The 19,991-nt window shown below is 37.7% G+C and carries 20 protein-coding genes; 7 read left to right on the plus strand and 13 right to left on the minus strand.

Translation table 11 applies throughout. The features are described from left to right. The first annotated feature begins 119 nt into the window (after positions 1-119). Positions 120-956: a sulfurtransferase gene (locus DYR29_RS15780; protein WP_213277615.1), complete on the plus strand. Its 837-nt coding sequence runs from the start codon at positions 120-122 to the stop codon at positions 954-956. Between the two features lie 65 nt (positions 957-1,021). On the opposite strand, the gene DYR29_RS15785 is transcribed toward DYR29_RS15780, so the two are convergent. The 12 genes from DYR29_RS15785 to DYR29_RS15840 all read right to left on the minus strand — a co-directional run bounded on the left by DYR29_RS15785 (position 1,022) and on the right by DYR29_RS15840 (position 9,821). Continuing rightward, a complete protein-coding gene (locus DYR29_RS15785) occupies positions 1,022-1,165 on the minus strand; it encodes a hypothetical protein (protein WP_167498823.1) in 144 nt (47 codons plus the stop codon). A gap of 11 nt (positions 1,166-1,176) precedes the next feature. Then, complete coding sequence (locus DYR29_RS15790; protein ID WP_047422116.1) at positions 1,177-1,503, minus strand: SUF system Fe-S cluster assembly protein; 327 nt, start codon at positions 1,501-1,503, stop codon at positions 1,177-1,179. Between the two features lie 3 nt (positions 1,504-1,506). Further along, positions 1,507-2,208: a 3'-5' exonuclease gene (locus tag DYR29_RS15795; RefSeq protein WP_213277616.1), complete on the minus strand. Its 702-nt coding sequence runs from the start codon at positions 2,206-2,208 to the stop codon at positions 1,507-1,509. A gap of 19 nt (positions 2,209-2,227) precedes the next feature. Beyond that, positions 2,228-2,575 carry a tRNA-binding protein gene (locus tag DYR29_RS15800; protein WP_213277617.1) on the minus strand — a complete coding sequence of 116 codons (348 nt, stop codon included), beginning with the start codon at positions 2,573-2,575 and terminating at the stop codon, positions 2,228-2,230. Beyond that, entirely contained in the window at positions 2,572-3,081 is a 510-nt protein-coding gene (locus DYR29_RS15805; protein ID WP_213277618.1) for a hypothetical protein, read from the minus strand. The genes DYR29_RS15800 and DYR29_RS15805 overlap by 4 nt, the downstream gene beginning before the upstream one ends. Before the next feature lie 1,227 nt (positions 3,082-4,308). Further along, positions 4,309-5,319 carry a trypsin-like serine peptidase gene (locus DYR29_RS15810; RefSeq protein ID WP_213277619.1) on the minus strand — a complete coding sequence of 337 codons (1,011 nt, stop codon included), beginning with the start codon at positions 5,317-5,319 and terminating at the stop codon, positions 4,309-4,311. A 74-nt stretch (positions 5,320-5,393) separates the two neighbouring features. Continuing rightward, on the minus strand, positions 5,394-6,239 hold the full coding sequence (locus DYR29_RS15815; protein ID WP_213277620.1) for a caspase family protein: 846 nt from the start codon (positions 6,237-6,239) through the stop codon (positions 5,394-5,396). Between the two features lie 272 nt (positions 6,240-6,511). After that, entirely contained in the window at positions 6,512-7,156 is a 645-nt protein-coding gene (locus tag DYR29_RS15820) for a response regulator transcription factor (RefSeq protein ID WP_213277621.1), read from the minus strand. Further along, positions 7,153-7,923, minus strand: coding sequence for a sensor histidine kinase (locus DYR29_RS15825; RefSeq protein WP_213277622.1), 771 nt, complete (start codon positions 7,921-7,923; stop codon positions 7,153-7,155). The genes DYR29_RS15820 and DYR29_RS15825 overlap by 4 nt, the downstream gene beginning before the upstream one ends. Before the next feature lie 13 nt (positions 7,924-7,936). Next, the gene (locus DYR29_RS15830; RefSeq protein ID WP_213277623.1) at positions 7,937-8,581 is read right to left on the minus strand and encodes a hypothetical protein; all 645 of its coding nucleotides are present in this window, start codon (positions 8,579-8,581) and stop codon (positions 7,937-7,939) included. 12 nt (positions 8,582-8,593) lie between these two features. After that, positions 8,594-9,148: a hypothetical protein gene (locus DYR29_RS15835; RefSeq protein ID WP_213277624.1), complete on the minus strand. Its 555-nt coding sequence runs from the start codon at positions 9,146-9,148 to the stop codon at positions 8,594-8,596. A 325-nt stretch (positions 9,149-9,473) separates the two neighbouring features. After that, positions 9,474-9,821, minus strand: a complete 348-nt coding sequence (locus DYR29_RS15840) for a winged helix-turn-helix transcriptional regulator (protein WP_213277625.1) — start codon at positions 9,819-9,821, stop codon at positions 9,474-9,476. A gap of 119 nt (positions 9,822-9,940) precedes the next feature. On the opposite strand from DYR29_RS15840, the gene DYR29_RS15845 reads away from it, so the two are divergent. Continuing rightward, positions 9,941-10,888 (plus strand): NADP-dependent oxidoreductase, encoded by a 948-nt coding sequence (locus tag DYR29_RS15845; RefSeq protein WP_213277626.1) that lies wholly within the window; start codon positions 9,941-9,943, stop codon positions 10,886-10,888. A gap of 114 nt (positions 10,889-11,002) precedes the next feature. Here DYR29_RS15845 and DYR29_RS15850 read toward each other — a convergent pair whose 3' ends face one another. Next, complete coding sequence (locus DYR29_RS15850; protein WP_213277627.1) at positions 11,003-11,827, minus strand: universal stress protein; 825 nt, start codon at positions 11,825-11,827, stop codon at positions 11,003-11,005. A gap of 228 nt (positions 11,828-12,055) precedes the next feature. Between DYR29_RS15850 and DYR29_RS15855 the strand changes: the two genes are divergently transcribed. The 5 genes from DYR29_RS15855 to DYR29_RS15875 all read left to right on the plus strand — a co-directional run bounded on the left by DYR29_RS15855 (position 12,056) and on the right by DYR29_RS15875 (position 19,909). After that, positions 12,056-13,174 (plus strand): sensor histidine kinase, encoded by a 1,119-nt coding sequence (locus DYR29_RS15855; RefSeq protein ID WP_213277628.1) that lies wholly within the window; start codon positions 12,056-12,058, stop codon positions 13,172-13,174. After that, positions 13,171-13,935, plus strand: coding sequence for a LytR/AlgR family response regulator transcription factor (locus DYR29_RS15860; RefSeq protein WP_213277629.1), 765 nt, complete (start codon positions 13,171-13,173; stop codon positions 13,933-13,935). The genes DYR29_RS15855 and DYR29_RS15860 overlap by 4 nt, the downstream gene beginning before the upstream one ends. Before the next feature lie 262 nt (positions 13,936-14,197). Further along, on the plus strand, positions 14,198-15,319 hold the full coding sequence (locus DYR29_RS15865) for an efflux RND transporter periplasmic adaptor subunit (RefSeq protein ID WP_213277630.1): 1,122 nt from the start codon (positions 14,198-14,200) through the stop codon (positions 15,317-15,319). A gap of 29 nt (positions 15,320-15,348) precedes the next feature. Then, positions 15,349-18,507 carry an efflux RND transporter permease subunit gene (locus DYR29_RS15870; RefSeq protein ID WP_213277631.1) on the plus strand — a complete coding sequence of 1,053 codons (3,159 nt, stop codon included), beginning with the start codon at positions 15,349-15,351 and terminating at the stop codon, positions 18,505-18,507. Continuing rightward, positions 18,494-19,909: an efflux transporter outer membrane subunit gene (locus DYR29_RS15875; protein WP_213277632.1), complete on the plus strand. Its 1,416-nt coding sequence runs from the start codon at positions 18,494-18,496 to the stop codon at positions 19,907-19,909. The genes DYR29_RS15870 and DYR29_RS15875 overlap by 14 nt, the downstream gene beginning before the upstream one ends. Positions 19,910-19,991 lie beyond the last annotated feature (82 nt).

Here is a 19,991-nt window from a genome sequence, read left to right on the forward strand (position 1 = left end):
TGAAATTAAGATTCCTACGGAATGACAAAAATACGCTGAACTATTTATCATCTTAATGTGTTCAAATATAATGGATTGTGTCCATAGTCATATTTAGTATTAATTCCAAAATCAACAAAATGTCTCCAATAATCTCCCCATCCGAACTTAAAAATATCCCGACAGAAAACCTTGTTATTCTTGATGCAAGAACAGGAAAAGAGGTAAAGCAGAACTATCTTGAAAGACATATTAAAGGAGCCAGATTCATTGATCTGGATAAAGATTTGGCTGAGATTGGAGAGAATGCTGCTTTTGGGGGAAGGCATCCGCTTCCTTCCGTAGAAAAATTTGCAGAAACACTTTCAAATCTTGGAATCGCTGAAAACTCTCACATCATTGTGTATGATGATAAAAATGCTTCAAATGCAGCGGCAAGAGCCTGGTGGATGTTAAGATCTTTTGGGTTTGAAAATGTACAGGTCCTGGATGGCGGAATACAGGCTGCAGAAAAAAGCGGACTGGAGTTTTCTTCAGGAGAAGAGATATTTGATAAAGCTTCTTTAATCAAAAAAGATCACTGGAGTCTTCCGGTTTCCAGTCTTGAAATTGTTGAAAGTGACTTGAATAATAATTCTTCTACTGTTATTGATGTAAGAGATGCTTACCGGTACAAAGGAGAATCAGAGCCCATTGATCTTGTTGCCGGCCATATTCCGGGAGCAATCAATATTCCTTTTTCTGAAAATCTTGATGAGAACGGAAATTTCCTGAGTCCGGAAATTTTAAAAGAAAAATACAGGCATTTATTAGAGGGTAAACCTGAGCATATGATCATTCACTGTGGTTCAGGTGTTACTGCATGTCATACGATCTTAGCCCTGGATTATGCAGGATTCCCGATGCCGGATCTGTATGTAGGTTCATGGAGTGAATGGAGCAGGAGAGAAGGAAAAGAAATAGCAAAAGAAATCTAATTATAGAAAATAAGAAAGGATGTCCGATAAGACATCCTTTTTTATGGGTACATATTACGTTGTACTTATTTTTTACTCAAGTGAAACAGAGAAATAATGATGAAGCCGATTCCTGTAATAAAAGGAGGCTGTGCTTTCATCTGCGCTCCTAAATAGAGCATATAAATACCGAGAAAAGCAAGAACTATCGCTCCAATTTTCTTTGCCATTATTTCCTGATTTATAGCATTCCTAATTCAAACTTCGCCTCTTCACTCATCATATCCTTATTCCAGCTCGGTTCAAAAGTCAGCTCTAAATCTACACTATTCACATGTTCTACTTCAGCCACTTTATCTTTTACTTCCTGAGGAAGAGTTTCTGCAACAGGACAGTTGGGAGTAGTAAGGGTCATTATAATTTTTACGTCAGCATCATCGGAGATCTGAACATCGTAAATCAGTCCTAATTCGTAAATATCTACCGGAATTTCGGGGTCATATACGGTTTTCAGTACACCAATGATTTCCTCACCAATGTCAGCAATTTGATCGTCTGTAAATTTCATTTTTTAATCTAGATTGATATTCCTTTTCAACAAATCTTCCTGACGCATGCGCCGGAAAATATTTGCCAAAGTTAAGACATCTTTTTCACAATAGTCTACAATTCTCTGCAAGTCTTTTTCTATGTAGTAAATTGATGAAACCATTGAGCCGTCAATATCATCTTTCGGAGTAGGAATTCCAAAGACATGCGCCAGTAATTCCAGTGATACAAAACTTTTATAATCCCCGAACTTCCATAGTTCCATAGTATCTATGTGAGGAACCTCCCAGGGTTTCTTTCCAAACATCTGAAATGGGGCAGGTGGCAGCATCCCGTTAATAAGATATCGTCTGGCAATCCATGGGAAATCAAATTCCTTTCCATTATGAGCACAGAGAATAACATTGTGAAGCCTTGGACTGTTGAAGATTTCACCAAATTCCTGAAGCATTTTCTTTTCATCGTGTCCGGAAAAGCTTTTTATCTTCAACGTATCATTCTTTTCAACCATTCCGATGGTAATGCAGATAATTTTTCCAAACTCTGCCATAATACCGGCTCTTTCATAAAATTCTGCAGCAGTGACCTCGTCTTTTCGCTGAAATTTTGTTTTTTTATCCCACAGATATTGTTCAGTTTCAGATAGGTCGTCCCATGATCCTGCCTGTGGAACGGTCTCAATATCAAGGAATAAAACTCTTTCTAAAGGTATGTTCTGTATCATATGTGTTTTTATTTGCTGTCTATCCTACCTGCATTCCGTTTTTTACAGGTAATGAAGGGGCTAAAAGAGTGACATCTTTTTTGTCTTCACCATATAATCCCAACACCAGGCACTCACTGAAGAAGTTAGCAATCTGTTTTTTAGGGAAATTGACTACCGCCAAGATTTGCTTTCCTACAAGGTCTTCTTTTTCATAAAGAGAGGTAATCTGAGCAGAGGATTTTCTGATTCCTAAGTCTCCAAAGTCTATTTCCAGCTGGTAAGACGGGTTTCTGGCCTTTTCAAAATCATTTACTGAAAGGATGGTTCCACATCTAATGTCTATTTTTTCAAAATCTGCCCAGGTGATGTCTGGTTTTATTGTCATGGTAATTCGTTGATTAAATGTTCTACTTCGGTTTTCTGTTCTGCATATTTTTGCTGTAGTTCTGAACCTTCACCCATTCTTTTGTAATATTCCAACGCTTTTCCGCCAAAGAATTTTTTATGGAAATCCGAAACTTCGGGAACTTGTGGAAAAACTTTATGAAAAAGCATCTCATAATACGCCTGGAATTCTCTTTCATTTTTGTCTTCAATTACATGTCCGGGGGCTTTCTGTCTTACGTGAAGCATTTCATGAGCCACCATATTAAGGACAAGGTTCAGGTCAAAATCAAATAAATTTCGTGGAATCATCACCGTTTGTGGCCCTCCCAATTCACCTTCTGCAGTAAGAAGTATTGAGGTAGGAGAAAGTTCTTCCCTGAATCCAAACCCTGCAAAGTTTTCATGTTCCAGATCAAAAGAATGAATAAGGTATTTAGCCGCATCCAGAATCTGGTTGTGTTCTTTATAAGCCTCAAGGTGTAAGTTGATCTGCTCGAAATTCATCTGAGATATGTTTTAAACAAATGTATTAAAATATTTGGAGTGTGACTTTCCTAAAAATAGAATTTTGGATAGGGTTTGCTCTTTTTATCGATTGCAAAAAAGCGTATAATTTATACCAAGCGATAAAATAATAAAGAGAAGAAATCTAAATATAAGATCCATTTTGTAGTTGATTGGTTCTCTTTTCGTATCGTCTAACTATTCCCAAACATCACCAATTTTAAGTCATTTAAGTGCTTTTGACCTGAGTCTATTACATGTATATAACTTTTGTTTCTTTAGAGAACTTTTCTGGCGACAAATTTTGAAGTATTTTAATTAAGGGTCCTAAATTACTAACATTGATTTTTTTATTTAAAATCCCTTAATTTATCAAGTATTTATGTCTAATGTGGTCTAAGGAGAATTAACTAAAAAAATTACGTGTTTAATAATTTTTCCTTTTATTTACGGTATTTTGTTTTTTTGTTGTTTAATTATAACTGTGCAATTATATTTATTTAAACCTAATAAATGTGTTTAGCCCACTAACAGAGCAAGTTTCATGTAAATGTGGAAAACTTTTAGGGTTAAAAGTCTATCAATTAGTATTTGCCTCTTTCTAAATCAGTTCTTTTTTTCGACCTTTGTAACAAATAAACTCGAGATTGAGACCTCGAGTTTATAATTTTCCGCAATGGATTTTTTTAAATCTTTAGTAGAACTTATAGTGGTTCTTATTAATTTTTACTCAGCGCTTGCGACGCTTTTTAAGAAAAACAAATAAGGATACGTTCTAATTAAAAGCCTCCTTTATGGAGGTTTTTTCTTTTAAAAAAAGAAAAAATATCATTATGATATATCATTTTGTTGAACAAATGTACGTACAAATATTCAATGGTTCATTCATTCCTCCATAAATTTTTTATAATCATAAACACTGATGAGCCCGAAATATGTAACACCATTTTATTGAAATCCTTTATTGATAATAACTTTTGTTCTCAAATTGTTCTTAAATTATTCACAAAAAAAGTTATTAACATCCACTATTCTAAATAAGTCTTACTTAATCATTTGCGCTAAATATTTTATTATGGTTTCCAGATAGTTCATAATCTAAATCTTCAGTATTTTCCTATTTTGTCTGGATTTGCTTCATCAATATTTGTTATTCAAAAAACAGAATAGGATCACAAAAAAGCCCACCCCAAAAGGCAGGCTATAGATTTAAACTAAAAAAATAAATTAAGGATGTTCATTTCTAGCTCTGATGACCAGATTGACTAAATCTGAGCCCCCACTTGCAAAATTATCGCTTGGATTATGCGCGCTTTGAGTAGCCACGGCATACGGAGAGCCGTCCCAATATCCCCAAAAAGGACCTCCGCTTTGTCCAGGCCATATATCTGCTTTATGGCTCATGCTTTCGTTATCATCGGCACTCCAGAAATCTCCATCTAGTGCGATACCTGTTTGGTACGTTGGTCTTTGTGTTCCTGTAAGGTCTCCCGGATATCCTGCGTGGGTCCAGTAAGCTCCTCCATCCCATGAATCAGAATATGATTTTGAGCCTAACCAGCCTGTGCTGTTTCCGATAGGTCTGTCTAATACAATCACTACATAATCGTATTGTATTTCTGTTGAATCAATAGATGGACCTGCCACTTTATATTTGTAATATGTTAAAGTACCCCAGGCAGTTCCGTAAGGAGCGCTTCCGTTATAATACATTGGCGTGAATTTCAGCCATCCTGTAGTATTATTAGGCTGCCAGTCTACAATATGAGAACAGGTAAGAAGGTGTCTTGGCCCGATCATTACACCGCTTCCTGAGCCTAAAGAACTTTCCACTCTGCCGACACATCTCCATGGATAAGCGGTAGAATTATATACTTTTCTCTGATCTGCTCCAAAAATAGTTCTTGCATTTTCCGGAGTCAGGAAAGAATCTCTGTCAATGAATTTTGGTTTACGGTCTCTTTTCGGTTCAAGCTTTGGATTATATTCAAAATCAGCATGGGTAGGATAGAAATGGTCGGTTTCCAGAGTCCTGTTTTCTGCTGTTTTTTCATCCATAGGCATTCCTATTGTTTTCATCCCTTTCGGAAAAGATCTTCCGTTGATGGTTTCCATAGCGGGAGCCTGCTTAAATAATTTTTCAACTGCTTCTGGTTTTTCAGTTGATTTTGCTTTAACAGTTCTAAGTCTTAAAACTTCTTCTGCTGTCATTGGGTTGTTGTTTTCGATTTTTGACATGATTATTATTTTTAATCTAGTGTTTTCCTACTCTTTTAATGGCTTTTCGGATTCCGCCTGTAATAATGATATGATTAAGTGAATATTTTTTGTGAAAATTCTGCAGTGATGCTTTCTGTCTGGTTGATCTGAGCTGCTCCCATCGCTGCCAAGGCAATAGCAACTTGTTTATCAAGTGTTTTTCTAACAATATTACCATTGGTAGCACGCAATATTTTACAGAAATGATAGGTGAAGTAACCCCGTATCTGCCCGCTGATATTACCTTCCATAGAAACCTGATTATCTTTAGCGGCAGCCCATAAAGTATGATTCATTCCGACAACAGGGACAAGAGCTTTGGTGAGCATAGTTGATTTTTTAGCATTTTTAGAAGATTCCATTTCACTGGCATAGGTCAGGTAAAATTCATCTTCCAGCATTGGTGGAATATAACGGGCGGTTTCGTTAAGAAGATCTGCTTCCAGTCCTAAGTCCATTTTTCGGGTTCCTGTTCCGGAATAACAGCAGTCGAAAATAACTTCCATATTGACTCCCGCTTTCAACTTGCTGAGAACTGTTTTAAAATCATCATCGCGAATAACACCGTTATTGGCATAATCATGTGGACAAATAGCTTCGTCCAGACCATCCAGTTCCAGATCCGATCCGATATTAGCCACTCTGGTTCCGTGTCCCGAATAATAAAAAACAAGAGAATCTCCTTTTACACTGGTGCTGATCATGGATTTCAGATAGTTCAATATATTCGCTCGTGTTGCATTTTGATTGGTCAGGATTTTAATCTTTGCGGGACTAAAACCACAGATTACCAATGTATTTGCCATATCTCTTGCATCATTTACACAACCATTAAGATCCGGACCTCCATATCCGATGGGTGCATAATCATTAATACCTACGATAAGTGCTTTTTTCATTGTATTAGTTTTAAAAATATTCCCTACTCTGTTTCGGCTTTTCGGGTTCTGCCTTTCTGTATTTTTTTCTATGACAAAATTCCATTATTCCGCAGGACGAAAACAGAGGAGAAAACTGTGTTTTGAAAAAGGGAAAACACCTTTTGTGTTGTATATGAGAATGTTATGGATTAAAAATCCGGCAGCTTGAAAAGCTGCCGGATACGTAAAAAGAATGTAAAGATGTTTATTTTATAGTATAAGAAATAAGATTAAAAAATTAGAATATTCAATCAACAAAGATCATGTCTCAAGGCAAAAAGTACCAGACCTGCTCTGTTTTTAATGTCCAGTTTTACAAAAACCGAATCTCGGTAGCCATCAATGGTTTTAGGACTCAGGCACATTTTGTCGGCAATCTCTTTATAGGTAAGTTCACTGCAAGCCCACTTTATAAACTCTTTCTCTCTGTCTTTCAGTTCAGAAAGAAGAGAAGCATTTTTCATTTCTTCCGTTTTTACTTTCAATAATTTCTGGGCTACAAAATCAGTATAAAAGCTGCCTTTTTCAAATACAGTGTCAATAGCCTGAAAGAGGATAGAAGGCTGCATGTCTTTCAGTAAGTATCCCTTAGCACCTGCCTTCAGCATTCTGATGAGAACTTTTTCATCATCATCCATGGTAAGGGCAATGACTTTGATGTCGGGGTAATGTTCGGTAAGCCATTCTGTAGTTTCTATACCGTTTTTATAAGGCATATTAACATCCATCAGGACTACAGCGGGTAATTCAGAAGCTTTTTCCACACCTGCAATAAATTCTTCTCCGTTGGGATAATTCATAATGACCCGATATTGAGTGTTTTCTGTGATCATATTTTCCAGGGCTTTGGAAATTAAGGTATGATCATCAACGATCGCTATGGGAATAGTTTTCATAATAAATTTTTATGATAGGTTATCAGAGTTTGTGTTCCTTTATTTAGTTCTGAGTGTATAGATAGTTCGGCATGAATCAGCTTTGCCCTCAGTTCCATGTTTTTTAATCCTGAGCCATCCTGAATTAGGCTTGTGTCAAAGCCTTTTCCGTTATCGGAAATGCTGATGTGCAATTTTTCACAGTCGTCTTCCATTTGTATGGAAACATTTTTGGCTTTGGAATGTTTCAGGATATTGTTGATACTTTCCTGTACAATTCTGAATAGGATCAACCCATGTTTTGGAGAAATGTCAATATCCTGTTTCTGGGTAATGAATTCTATTTTTAATAATTTCAGTTTTTTGATCCTATGAACTTCTCTTTCAATGGATTCTGCCAGCCCGAAATGAATAATCTGCTCGGTAATTAATGTTTTAGACAGATTTCGTATATCTTGTATACATTCTCCCAACAGTTCGTTCAGCTCAGTAAGATCTTCTTTTTGCGGACCTTTTAATTTAGTAATCAGCTGGTTTTGGCGAAGTCGTACAACAGAAAGCTTTTGTCCCAGATCATCATGTAATTCCTGTCCGATATAATTCAAGGTCTGCTCCTTCATTTCTACCTGAGAAGTGGCGAGCTCCTTTTCAAAACGCAGGTCTTTTTCCTTTTGTTCTATTAGTAATGTCGTTTTTTTCTTGATAAAGACAGCATAGATGAATATCATTGTCAAAACAACGATGAATAAGGTAATTGTAAAGATGATGACCAAATTATTTTCTTCCATATTTAAGAAGTTTTTATCTGATTTTCTCCTGTTTGTTCCCCATCAAACCCAATATGAGTATACCATTGCTGATCAGATTCAGCATAAATAAAATAAAGAAATAAATACTCTCCGAAACAGTGTTTCTGAAAAACAGGATCGGGATACTTCCGATGAAAAAGATCAGCAAAGCCACTGAAATCCAGAATGGAAGATAGTTGCTGATTCCCAGTATTTTATCTGAATTAAAAGTTTGGTACAGGAACAAAATAATTGAAAATAACAACAGAAGAATATCTACATACAGCATATTAAAAGAAAAATGATGAAGCAGGTCATCCTCTGTGTAAAACATGACAGCAATATTAAGGACAAAAAGAGCCAGAATGACGGTCTGTATCTTTTTGAGCACCGGAACATAGAGTAATTGGTAATAATAAAATAAGTACAAAAAGAAAACAATCATCAAAAACCCAATTACATAAAATATGTCCGTAGGCAGCCTGGTCAGGTCGAAGTAGAAATAACAGAAAATATCGATCAGGGAAAACAACAGATATCCAATAATAAAAAATAAATTTTCCTTTCCGGTTTTTCTATATTTTATGACCATTAAAAGCATCACTATGATGGATAGGATCATCGATATCTGTTTCCCTGTTTCAATATTCCAGTTCATAATTTTGTGTTTTTAAGGCATTGTTCCTGACAAGGTTTTTGGAGGTGGTGCCAGATTGGTCATATTCATAGATTCTATAGAAGGGACATCTGTATTTTCCTCGGTGGTGGCTGATCTGGACATTGCATTGGTTCTTTCTCTTTTTTGGGCAGTAGGAACTAAAAATATAGTCTGATAACCTGCATATTCCGGTTTCGCCATTCTGTTTTTAGGATGATTCATAGGATATTTTCCCATATAGATCCTGATTCCTGGATTTTTTAATTTCTGTTTTTTGGCATTTTCTTTTACATACTTAATATATCCTTCCATGTCTTCCAGTGAAAACCAGTACCATCGGGAGTCTGGTTCACCGTTTCTGTATTTCATGAGAATTTCATGATTGGTTCTGGTGTATTCATTAAAAAGGACCCGGCCTTCACGGTAGCTGATCAGTTTCTTTTTATAACTGTTGCTAACGGGTTCTTTAGGTGGTTCAGAGCAGCGGGTGCAGCTTAATAAACAGAGGGTTAGAATAAATGCTGCACAGAGCAAACTTAAAGTCTTAGTAAAAAAGGAAGTTTTCATTTTTATGGTTTTAATTTTATGGAACAAAATTAGCTAACGGCACAACTATAAAAAAGGGTGAAAACACTGTTTTTATCCTTTACTAAATTTACGACTTTTTGATATTCAGATGAATATGAATTGCTGGTTTGTTTATTTTAATTAAAAATATCCAGTGGTACCTCTTTGTACATAAAATAAAAACCATGATGATCATTCATGGTTTTATGGAATTTAAATGTTAATCATTAGAAATATGAGGACAAAGACAAGTATCATGCTGCAGCAAGATGAACCATGCATAAAAATCACAGTAACCGTTTTCCGGTTGAAACGCGTTTCTGTTTTAGCCTTTTATTCTCTCTTTTTCAATCTGATTTTCACCCCAGAGTCTCAGATAATCAATAAAAGGGATGAGCTCAGCACCGGTTTCCGTTAAAGAATATTCTACTTTCGGAGGAACTTCATGATAGACTTCCCTGTGGATGAGTCCGTCATCTTCCAGCTCCCGGACAGTCTGAGTAAGCATTTTAGGGGTAATGTCAGGAAGTGTTTTACGAAGCTCGCCGTAACGCATGATCGTCTTCAGATGAAGGTACCATAAAATACGGCCTTTGTACTTTCCTCCAATCCGTTTAAAGGCATAATCAACAGGACAGGATGGCTCATTGGTGACTTTTTTTATTTTTAACATTTTTTCAATGGTTTGATAATCAGTATTAGTATGTTTTTGGTATGTAGATTACCAAAAAGTACATACTTGCTGCAAAGATATGATGAGACTACATTTGTCCAACAATTAAAATTAAAAAAATGAAAGCTGTTATTTTAAACGAAGCAGGAGATGTTGGTAATCTTCAATTTGCGGAAATAGAAAACCCTGTAATAGGAAATGATGAGGTAATGGTAAAAGTAGTATCTGTAAGCATTAATCCTGTAGATGTAAAATCCAGAGCTTATGAAGGAGTTCTGAATTGGATTTTTGAAGAAAAGAGACCTGCTATTTTGGGATGGGACATCTCAGGAGAAGTCATGGAAACCGGGAATAACGTAACTGGTTTCAAAGAAGGAGATGAAGTCTTCGGGATGGTTAACTTTTTTGGAAGAGGAAATGCGTATGCAGAATATGTTGCGGCTCCGGCGGATCATATGGCATTAAAGCCTCAGAATATTAGTCATCAGCAGGCGGCAGCGGCGTCAATGGCGGCTTCAACGGCTTATCAGGCGCTGGTAGATGTTGCTAAAATTAAAGAAGGAAATAAAGTCCTGATCCATGCAGCTTCAGGTGGTGTTGGCCATTTTGCTGTTCAGATTGCGAAGTATTTCGGAGCATATGTTATCGGCGTATCATCCGGTAAAAACAGGGATTTTGTTCTATCGCTTGGAGCTGACGAGCATATTGATTATACAACGGAAAACTTTCATGAAAAAGTGCAGGATGTAGATATCGTGATTGATACTCTTCAGGGAAAAACGTTATCTGATTCGGTAGATGTTGTAAAAGAGAACGGAATTATCATAACGCTTCCGACCCCTGAGATTCCTGAGGATGTTGCAGACAGAGCCGGGCAGAAAAAGGTGAATATTGAGTTTATGATGGTACAGTCTAAAAAAGAAACCATGGAGGCAATTGCGGGCTTATTGGAGCAGGAAGTATTGAAACCATCTGTTTATAAAACATTCCCGTTTGAAGACATAGCTATGGCACATTTGGAGGTGGAAACCAACCGTGTTGCAGGAAAAGTGATTGTAAACCTCTAGCAATAAAAACAGGACCGGAAATCTCTTCCCGGTCCTGTCAAACAAGATTAAGTGTAAAATTTAGCCCTTAAAGGCAAAAAGGATAATTTAAATGTGTTCAGATTTTTATTGATCTTAATCTATATTGAGTGGAATTGATAGTAATGGTACTTTGTTTTTATAGGCCATAATAGCTGTTTTACTGCGATGGAAAAGAGATTCCACAAGGTTGTATTTGTAAGGAACCATCGTCAGCAGATCCGGATTTGTCAGTCTGATTTCCTCCTCGATTGCCTTGATAACTTCGATGGATTGAATCATTTTAAAACTGTATTTAATATCATCCAGATCATACCCGGAATTCAGGTCAATATCATGAATAACCTCAGTAAAATCTTCTAAGCTTTCACTTACATTGAATACCTCAATCTCGGCATTAAACTCATTGATGAAATAATAAATGTCATTCATTGCAGTCCAGGTCATGCTTTTGTGAGTATCATACGCAAAAAGAATTTTCCTGATTCCTGTATATTCTATGTGGGAAGGAACAATTAATATCGGTTTTTTAATTCTATGAATAGCTCTTGTTACGCTGTTGCCCAAAAGCTTTTGTTCCAAAGTTTTTTCGGCCATTCCCATGACGATAAAATCACATTCGTGGATCTGCATGCAGTTTTCAAGTTCTTCCATGAAATTCCCGGAAGCCAGATGATGCGTTGTTTCTATAGCATAGAGTGTATTAAGTTCGGTCGCCTTGTCTTCAAGTTTTTTCTGATTTTTAAGGGTTTGGGTGTAGAAAAAATCTGCCGAAGCCTGTGCGTTCAAAGCGTGTATGGAAACGGTTTGCAGATTAAAAAGCACGATTGTGTATTTATTTTCTTTAGCCATAGAGGCTGCATAATGAGTAGCATTTTCAGCTTCGTGGGAAAAATCTGTGCAGACAATTATTGTTTTCATTGTACCGGATTTAATATGACAAAACTATGATAGACAGCAGTTATCTTATCGTAAAAATAGTGTGATGTTGCATAAAATGATGATGAAATGTCTTTTTCAGGTGATGAAACGTAACATTCATTTGAAGGCTGCTATTTTACGTTTCAGGGACGGTTTTGGCGGTCTCGTTTAAAATAGACGATACCCATATAAAATCTATTTCTATATTTACATTCACAACTCCCGGATATGAATAGAGTTTCTACCATCAGGAAAAATTTAGTACGGAATAAGAAGATTCTTTCCACCATGAAAAGAAGGCTCGTAATCTGGGCCGTTGCAGTGGTCACTTTCTGTGTTTTTTCCTATCTTATTGATCCCTTTGATCCTGTTTGGAAAGGCTATCTTGATGCTCCGCTAAAAATGATTCTGGAAGATGCCACATGGATTATCTTTTTTTCTATCATTATTTCAGAGGTAAGTATATTTATAGACAGGACGCTCAATAAGTGGCTTCCCTGGAGAAACAGAACTGTAAAACGACTGTTTATTCAGTGTCTGCTCCAGATCGTGGGAAGTGTAATGATTGTGATTATTATCAATGCCATAGTAGACTGTACCTCAGTGACATTGCCAGAAATGGATTCCCGCAAAGAATATACACTGCTGGGACAATGGATCGCAACCAATATTGTAATATCTTTGATTATCAGCGCATTTAATACCGTGGATTATTTATTGGAAAACTGGAAAAAAACTGCTGTAGAAGCTGCTCAGCATAAAATAAGGGCATCTAAACATAAACAGGCTGCTATGGCCGCAGAACTTCAGGCGCTGAAGCTGCAGATTGATTCTCACTTTATTTTCAACAATTTAAGTGTACTGTCCGAACTTATTCTGGAAGACCAGCAGTTAGGTTATGAATATTCAGAGAAGTTTGCAAGAGTATACAGATACCTGTTGGTCAATTCCAAAAAAGACATCATTGCAGTAGAAGAGGAGCTGAAATTTTTAGAATCCTATATCTTTCTGATTGAAAAAAGAATTGGTGAAGGCGTTGTCTTTAAAATAGATATTAAAGAAGAATACAGGTCCATGTATACCCTTCCGTTATCTTTACAATTATTGGTTGAAAATGCCATTAAACATAACCAGACTTCAAAGGTAAATCCTTTGGAAATACAGGTTTATACAAACTCCAATGGTGAACTTGTGGTATCCAATACATTCCTGCCCTTGATCAATAAACCAGATTCCTCAGGAGTAGGGCTTACCAATATCGTTGCACGATACGAAATCTTAGGATATCCTAAACCTGTGATTGAAAAAACTGAAGATAAATTTATTGTAAAACTTCCATTGATATGAAGATTAATAAGATTTTAATAGTTGAGGATGAAAGGCCCAATGCCGATAGGTTGAAAAGACTGTTGCTGAAGTTAAGACCCCATATCGAAATCCTGTCTGTTGAAGACTCGATTACCTCCACAGTACACTGGCTGGAAAATAATGTTGTTCCGGATGTCATCATGATGGATGTCCGTCTTGCAGATGGGCTCAGCTTTGAAATATTCAACAAGCATGACGTGAAAAGTGCAGTTATATTCACCACAGCATACGATGAATATGCAGTACAGGCATTTAAATACAACAGTGTAGATTACCTTTTGAAACCCATTGAAGAAGAAGAGCTGGATGCCGCTTTAAAACGCTATGAAACCTTTATGGAAGCCGTTCCGGTAGTAGGAACAGCTATTGAAGGATTATTAAATTATATCCAGCCGAAAGATTACAGAAAACGTTTTCTTATCGCCCACAGAGACGGATATAAAACCGTTCTGGCAGAAGATATCCTATACTTTTATACCGAATTGGGAATCAGTAAAGCCATGCTGAATACCGGGGTTGTAGAGAATGTTCCACAAACGCTGGAAGAACTTGAAAAACAGCTGGATCCCAAATTCTTTTTCAGGGCCAACAGACAATTTATTATTCACATCAATTCAGTAAAACAGATTTTTAATCATTTTAACGGAAAACTGAAGCTGGAACTGAGAAAACAGCCGGATATGGAAGTGATTGTAAGCCGTGAAAAAGCTTCTATATTCAAATCCTGGATGGATTATTAATCTTAAAAATACAAACGAGACTGCTTTGTCTAAAAAGCAGTCTCGTTTTTTTGCTTTACTTGTGAAATCCTTAGCGATTAAGCACTTATTTTATTCGGAAATTATCTTTTTTTATCATATTTATAAAGGGAAATAGCTGTTTTCCTTTCATTTTTACTATCATACGCTTCACCCCCGATTAACTACGCTTCACCCAACTTCTGAACGAATATCCTTATTATATGAAGTTATTTTGCTCCTGTAAAATTTAAAAACTCATATTATGGATTACAGAAAAGGATATCTGGTACTTTCACTTATGGCAGCAGCAATACTGTATTCGTGCGGTTCCGGGAATGGTCAGGAAAATGCTCAGCAGATGCAGCAGGCACTACCTACAGATTTTATCCAGGTGAAATCCGGAGATGCAGATGTGTCTACAGGATATCCGGGAAGCATAGAAGGACAGGACAATGTTGATATTAAAGCACAGGTAACAGGTTATCTGGAAGCAGTATATATCAAAGAAGGGCAGTATGTAAGCAAAGGACAGACCCTTTTCAGAATAAACCCTTCAGTATACAACGAGCAGGTAAATACCAATGAAGCCGCTCTGAAATCAGCGATGGCAGCACAGGAAACAGCAAGATTGGAAGTAGAAAAGCTAAAACCTCTTGTCGAAGGAAAAGTGGTTTCCGATATGCAGCTGAAAACAGCGCAGGCAAGCTATAAAGCCGCTTCAGCACAAGTAGCGCAGGCACAGTCTTCTTTAGGTTCATCAAAGATCAGTGCCAATTTTACCTATATCAAAGCTCCTGTGAGCGGATACATAGGAAGAATTCCAAACAGAGTCGGAAATCTTATCAGCCCGTCTGATGCCGCTCCATTGACAACGCTTTCAAGTATAAACAGTGTGAACGTGTATTTCTCAATGAACGAAGCTGATTTTATCGCCCATAGTAAAGCTGCAGTATCAGGAAATAATACAGAAGATGTAGAACTAATCCTTGCAGATGGTTCAACCTATTCTCTTAAAGGAAAACTTGAAAATGCCAGTGGAAACTTCGACAGAAATACAGGAAGTATTCAGATGAAAGCCGTTTTTCAAAACCCGGATAAATTATTAAGAGCCGGAGGAACAGCTAGAGTGGTGATTCATAATGCATTAAATGGTGTGATCAAACTTCCGAAAACATCGGTGAAAGACATTCAGGACAGATTCTTTGTCTATAAACTGAATGGTAAGGATAAAGTGAAAATGACTCAGATTACTGTTTCTGGAAGTACGTCTCAGGATTACTTTATCAAAGAAGGAGTGAATGCGGGAGATAAGATTGCTATCAACAGAATTGATGCCCTTACCGATGGAGCACAGGTTGTTGCTACAACAGTTCCTTTGAAATAGTTGTATAACCATTCTTAGAAAATTCAAAAATGTTAAAAAAAATAATAGACCGTCCGGTACTGGCGACGGTAATATCCCTTATCATCGTGATTTTAGGGATCATAGGATTAAACCAGCTGGCGGTGACCAGATTCCCGGATATTTCTCCACCTACCATTACCGTTTCAGGATCTTATCCGGGGGGAAACAGTGAGACCGTGATCCGTTCCGTGGTAACTCCACTGGAAGAGCAGATCAATGGAGTGGAAGACATGGAATACATGAAATCTACTGCGAGTAATGACGGAACATTCTCCATTTCCATTATATTCAAGCAGGGAGTAAATGCCGATCAGGCTGCTGTAAACGTGCAAAACAGGGTTCAGCAGGCGACTCCGATACTTCCACAGGAAGTTGTGAGAATGGGACTGACCACCTCCAAGCAGCAGAACAGCATGGTGTTGATCTTCAATATTTATACGGAAGATAACAAACAATATGATGAAACTTTCCTTCAGAACTATGCGAATATTAACCTTATTCCACAGGTCAAAAGGGTAAAAGGAGTAGGACAGGCCATGGTTTTCGGGCTGAAGGATTATTCCATGAGAATATGGCTTAATCCTCAGAAAATGTCATCTTATGGATTGGAACCTGCGGATGTTTCCAGAGCGATTGCAGACCACAGTTTAGAATCTGCTCCGGGTAAATTGGGAGAAGAATCTGATGCAGCCTTAGAATATGTAATCCGATATAAAGGAAAAAAGAACAAGCCGGAGCAATATGAAAATATTATTGTTAAAAATACCGGAAGCCAGATCATCAGGCTTAAAGATGTAGCCCGTGTGGAATTCGGGGCCATTTCAAATACGGGAGATAACCTTTCCAATGGGAAAAATGCAGTTACTGTAGCCATCATGCAGACTACAGGATCCAATGCCAATCAGATTGAAATAGGTGTAAACAAAGCCCTTGATCAGCTGTCAAAATCATTTCCTCCTGGTATCAAATATACAAGTGTAATGAGTACCAAAGAAAGACTGGATGAAGCTACAGGACAGGTAAAATCTACTTTAATAGAAGCGTTTATCCTGGTATTTATCGTAGTATTTATTTTCTTACAGGATTTCAGATCTACGATCATTCCGGCAGTGGCAGTTCCGGTAGCGATTATTGGTACTTTCTTCTTCCTTCTGGTCTTAGGATTTACTATCAACGTACTGACGCTTTTTGCCCTCGTATTGGCCATCGGTATTGTGGTGGATGATGCCATTGTGGTGGTGGAAGCTGTCCACAGTAATATGGAAGGAACTAATCTTTCAGGAAGAGAAGCTACTCACAAAGCGATGAGTGAGATCACAGGAGCTGTTATTTCTATCACGTTGGTGATGTCTGCGGTATTTATTCCAATCGGATTTATGTCCGGTTCAGCAGGATTATTCTATAAGCAGTTTGCGTATACATTGGCTATCGCAATTATTATTTCTGCTGTCAATGCCTTGACATTAACGCCTGCTTTATGTGCTGTATTTTTGAAAAATAACCATGCAGGAGAAGGAGAGAAACCAAAAGGATTCGGGCAAAGGTTTGCGGTTGCATTCAATGCCGGATTTAATAATATGACGAACCGTTATGCGAAAGGAGTTAGATTTTTAATAGGGCGTAAGTGGATTGCAGGAGGATTAATCGTAGCGGTGATCGGTGTTGCAGGATGGCTGATGTCAAGCACTCCTAAAAGTTTTGTACCGATGGAAGATGACGGATTCTTTATGTATACCTTAAGTATGCCTCCGGGAACCGCATTGACAAAAACTACGGAAGTTTCCAACAAGATCAATGAAATCTTAAAAGGAGTAGAAGCCGTGAAGGAAAATACATCTATTACAGGCTATAATTTGCTTAGTAATAGTGCGGGACCGGCTTATGCCATGGGATTTGTCAAGCTGAAACCTAAAAAAGAAAGAGGTGAAGTGCAGGATATCCAGGAGGTGGTAGATATGGCCAGTGCAAAATTAGGCGTGATCAAAGAAGGAAGCGTGATGACGTTCAGAATGCCTCCCGTAGAAGGATACGGAATGACGAATGATGCAGAGATTGTACTTCAGGACCGTATGGGTAGAGATCCTCAGGTTCTTAAAGCTAAAGCAGATGAATTAATTGGTCAGCTGATGCAGGTGCCGGAAGTAGCATTTGCCTACACGATGTTCAGGGCAGATTATCCTCAGATGGAGCTTGAAGTAAATGAAGATAAAGCAAAACAATTAGGAGTAAGTATTTCAAATCTGTTGGGAACTGTTCAAACGTATTTTTCAGGAGACCAGTCTCAGAATTTCTCAAGATTCGGGAAATTTTACAGAGTGAATATTAAAGCGGACGGTGTTTTCAGAATGGACGAACAAGCCTTCAATGATATTTTCGTAAAGAATGAAAAAGGAGATATGGTGCCGGTAAACACACTGATCACTTTGAAAAAAGTTTATGGTCCGGAATCCGTTCAGCGTTATAACCTTTATAATTCATTAAACATCAACGTGTCTCCAAAACCAGGAGTAAGTAACGGAGAATTGATGGGTAAACTGGAACAAACCTTAAGCAAATTACCTTCTGACTACAGCTACGAATGGACAGGGTTGAGCTTGGAAGAAAAATCGGCAGGAAATCAGACGATTGCCATCTTCGGTTTATGTTTGCTTTTCGTATACCTTTTGTTGGCCGCTCAATATGAAAGTTATATCCTTCCTCTGGCAGTAATGCTTTCTATCCCAACGGGAATTGTAGGAGCGTTTTTAGGAATAAAAGCCATTGGTTTGGATAACAATATTTATGTACAGGTAGGATTGATTATGCTTATTGGCTTATTAGCCAAAAATGCAATTCTGATTGTTGAATTTGCCATCCAAAGGAGAAAAGCAGGACTTTCAATTCTTGATTCTGCACTGGAAGGAGCGAAGGCCAGATTACGCCCGATTATCATGACTTCATTAGCCTTTATTGTGGGAATGGTTCCGCTGATGATCTCTTCAGGAGGAATGGCTTCAGGAAACAAATCAATCAGTACAAGTGCAGCCATGGGAATGCTGAGTGGAGTAGTTTTGGGAGTTTTTGTAATTCCTGTACTCTACATGTTCTTCCAGTATCTGGATGAGAAATTCTCTGCCAAAAAGAAGTACAATACGATAGAAAATCAATTGACAAATGAGAATATTTAATATAAAGAACTTCCTTATTTCAGGCGCAATGGCATCTCTGCTGATGTCTTGTGCCGTAGGGAAAAAATATACAAGAACAGATCTTCAGGTTCCCGAAACGTACAAAGAATCTGTACAGGTAACAGGAGATACGGTAGTGCTTCCGTGGAAAACCTTTTTCAAAGACCCTAAACTGATTGGATTAATAGATAAAGCCCTTTCCAGAAATAATGAAGTAAGTGTTGCTCTGAAAAATATTGAACAGCTGGATCTGATCTATAAGCAAGCTAAACTAGGTCTGATGCCAACACTGGACCTCACTGCAGGAGCCAACAGAAGTTGGGCCTCCAAAAATACCCTTAACGGATCTCTGAATGAGCAGTTTGTAGGGACAAAATATATGGATGACTTTAGTGCCACCCTGAGGCTTTCCTGGGAAATTGATATCTGGGGGAAAGCTAAAATGCAGAAAGAATCCGCAGCAGCAGAATATTTTGGACAGAAAGAAAACCTGAATGCAATAAAAAGCAGGATTGTGGTTCAGGTTGCCCAGGCGTATTACAACCTGATCAGCCTTGATGAACAGCTGAAAATAGCAGAGCAGAATATTGAGCTGAGTGACAATACGCTCAAAATGATGAATCTGCAGTTTACAGCAGGACAGATTAATTCATTGGCCGTTCAGCAATCAGAAGCTCAGAAGAAAACCGCAGAACTGTTGATTCCTTTGGCAAAACAGAATATTTCCATTCAGGAAAATGCATTGAGCATTCTTTGCGGAGAATATCCGGCGAAGATAGAAAGAGAAGGAAACCTTAAAACAATGATTCCGGAAAATAAACTTTCTGAAGGATTGCCCGCACAGCTATTAAGTCGCAGACCGGATCTGAAAATGGCAGAATTTAATGTTATCAGCCTGAATTCAAAAACCGGATTGGCAAAAGCAGCCATGTATCCGAGTATCAGCTTAAGCCCGCAGATTGGAGTCAACTCCAATAAGTTCAGCTCATGGTTTGATATTCCCGGATCTATTACCAAAACAATTGCAGCAAATCTTGCGGCTCCCATTTTTCAGAAAAAACAACTGAAAACAGCTTATGAGACCGCTTTGATTGAACAGGAAAAAGCAGCCATCAACTTTAAACAATCTGTAATGACTGCTGTGGGTGAAGTTTCCGATGCCATGGCCAAGTCTAAGGGCTCTTCAGAAAGATTACAGCTTTTAGAACAGAGAACTGCCATTCTTGATAAAGGAATCAATGATGCACTGAAGCTGTATAAAAGCGGAATGGCAACCTATCTTGAAGTGATTACAGCTCAGAATAATAAACTTCAGAATGACCTGGAAGCTATTAATGTCACGCTGGAAAGATTGAATGCTGAGGTAGATCTGTACAGAGCCCTTGGAGGGGGAGTAGAGTAAATATAAATGGAAAAATAAAAGGAAGCTGCATGGTGTAGCTTCCTTTTTATGTTCAAAAATAATTCGTTGTCTTTATCAAAAA

This window comes from Chryseobacterium indologenes (genome assembly GCF_018362995.1).
GTDB classification, from domain to species: Bacteria; Bacteroidota; Bacteroidia; order Flavobacteriales; family Weeksellaceae; genus Chryseobacterium; species Chryseobacterium indologenes_G.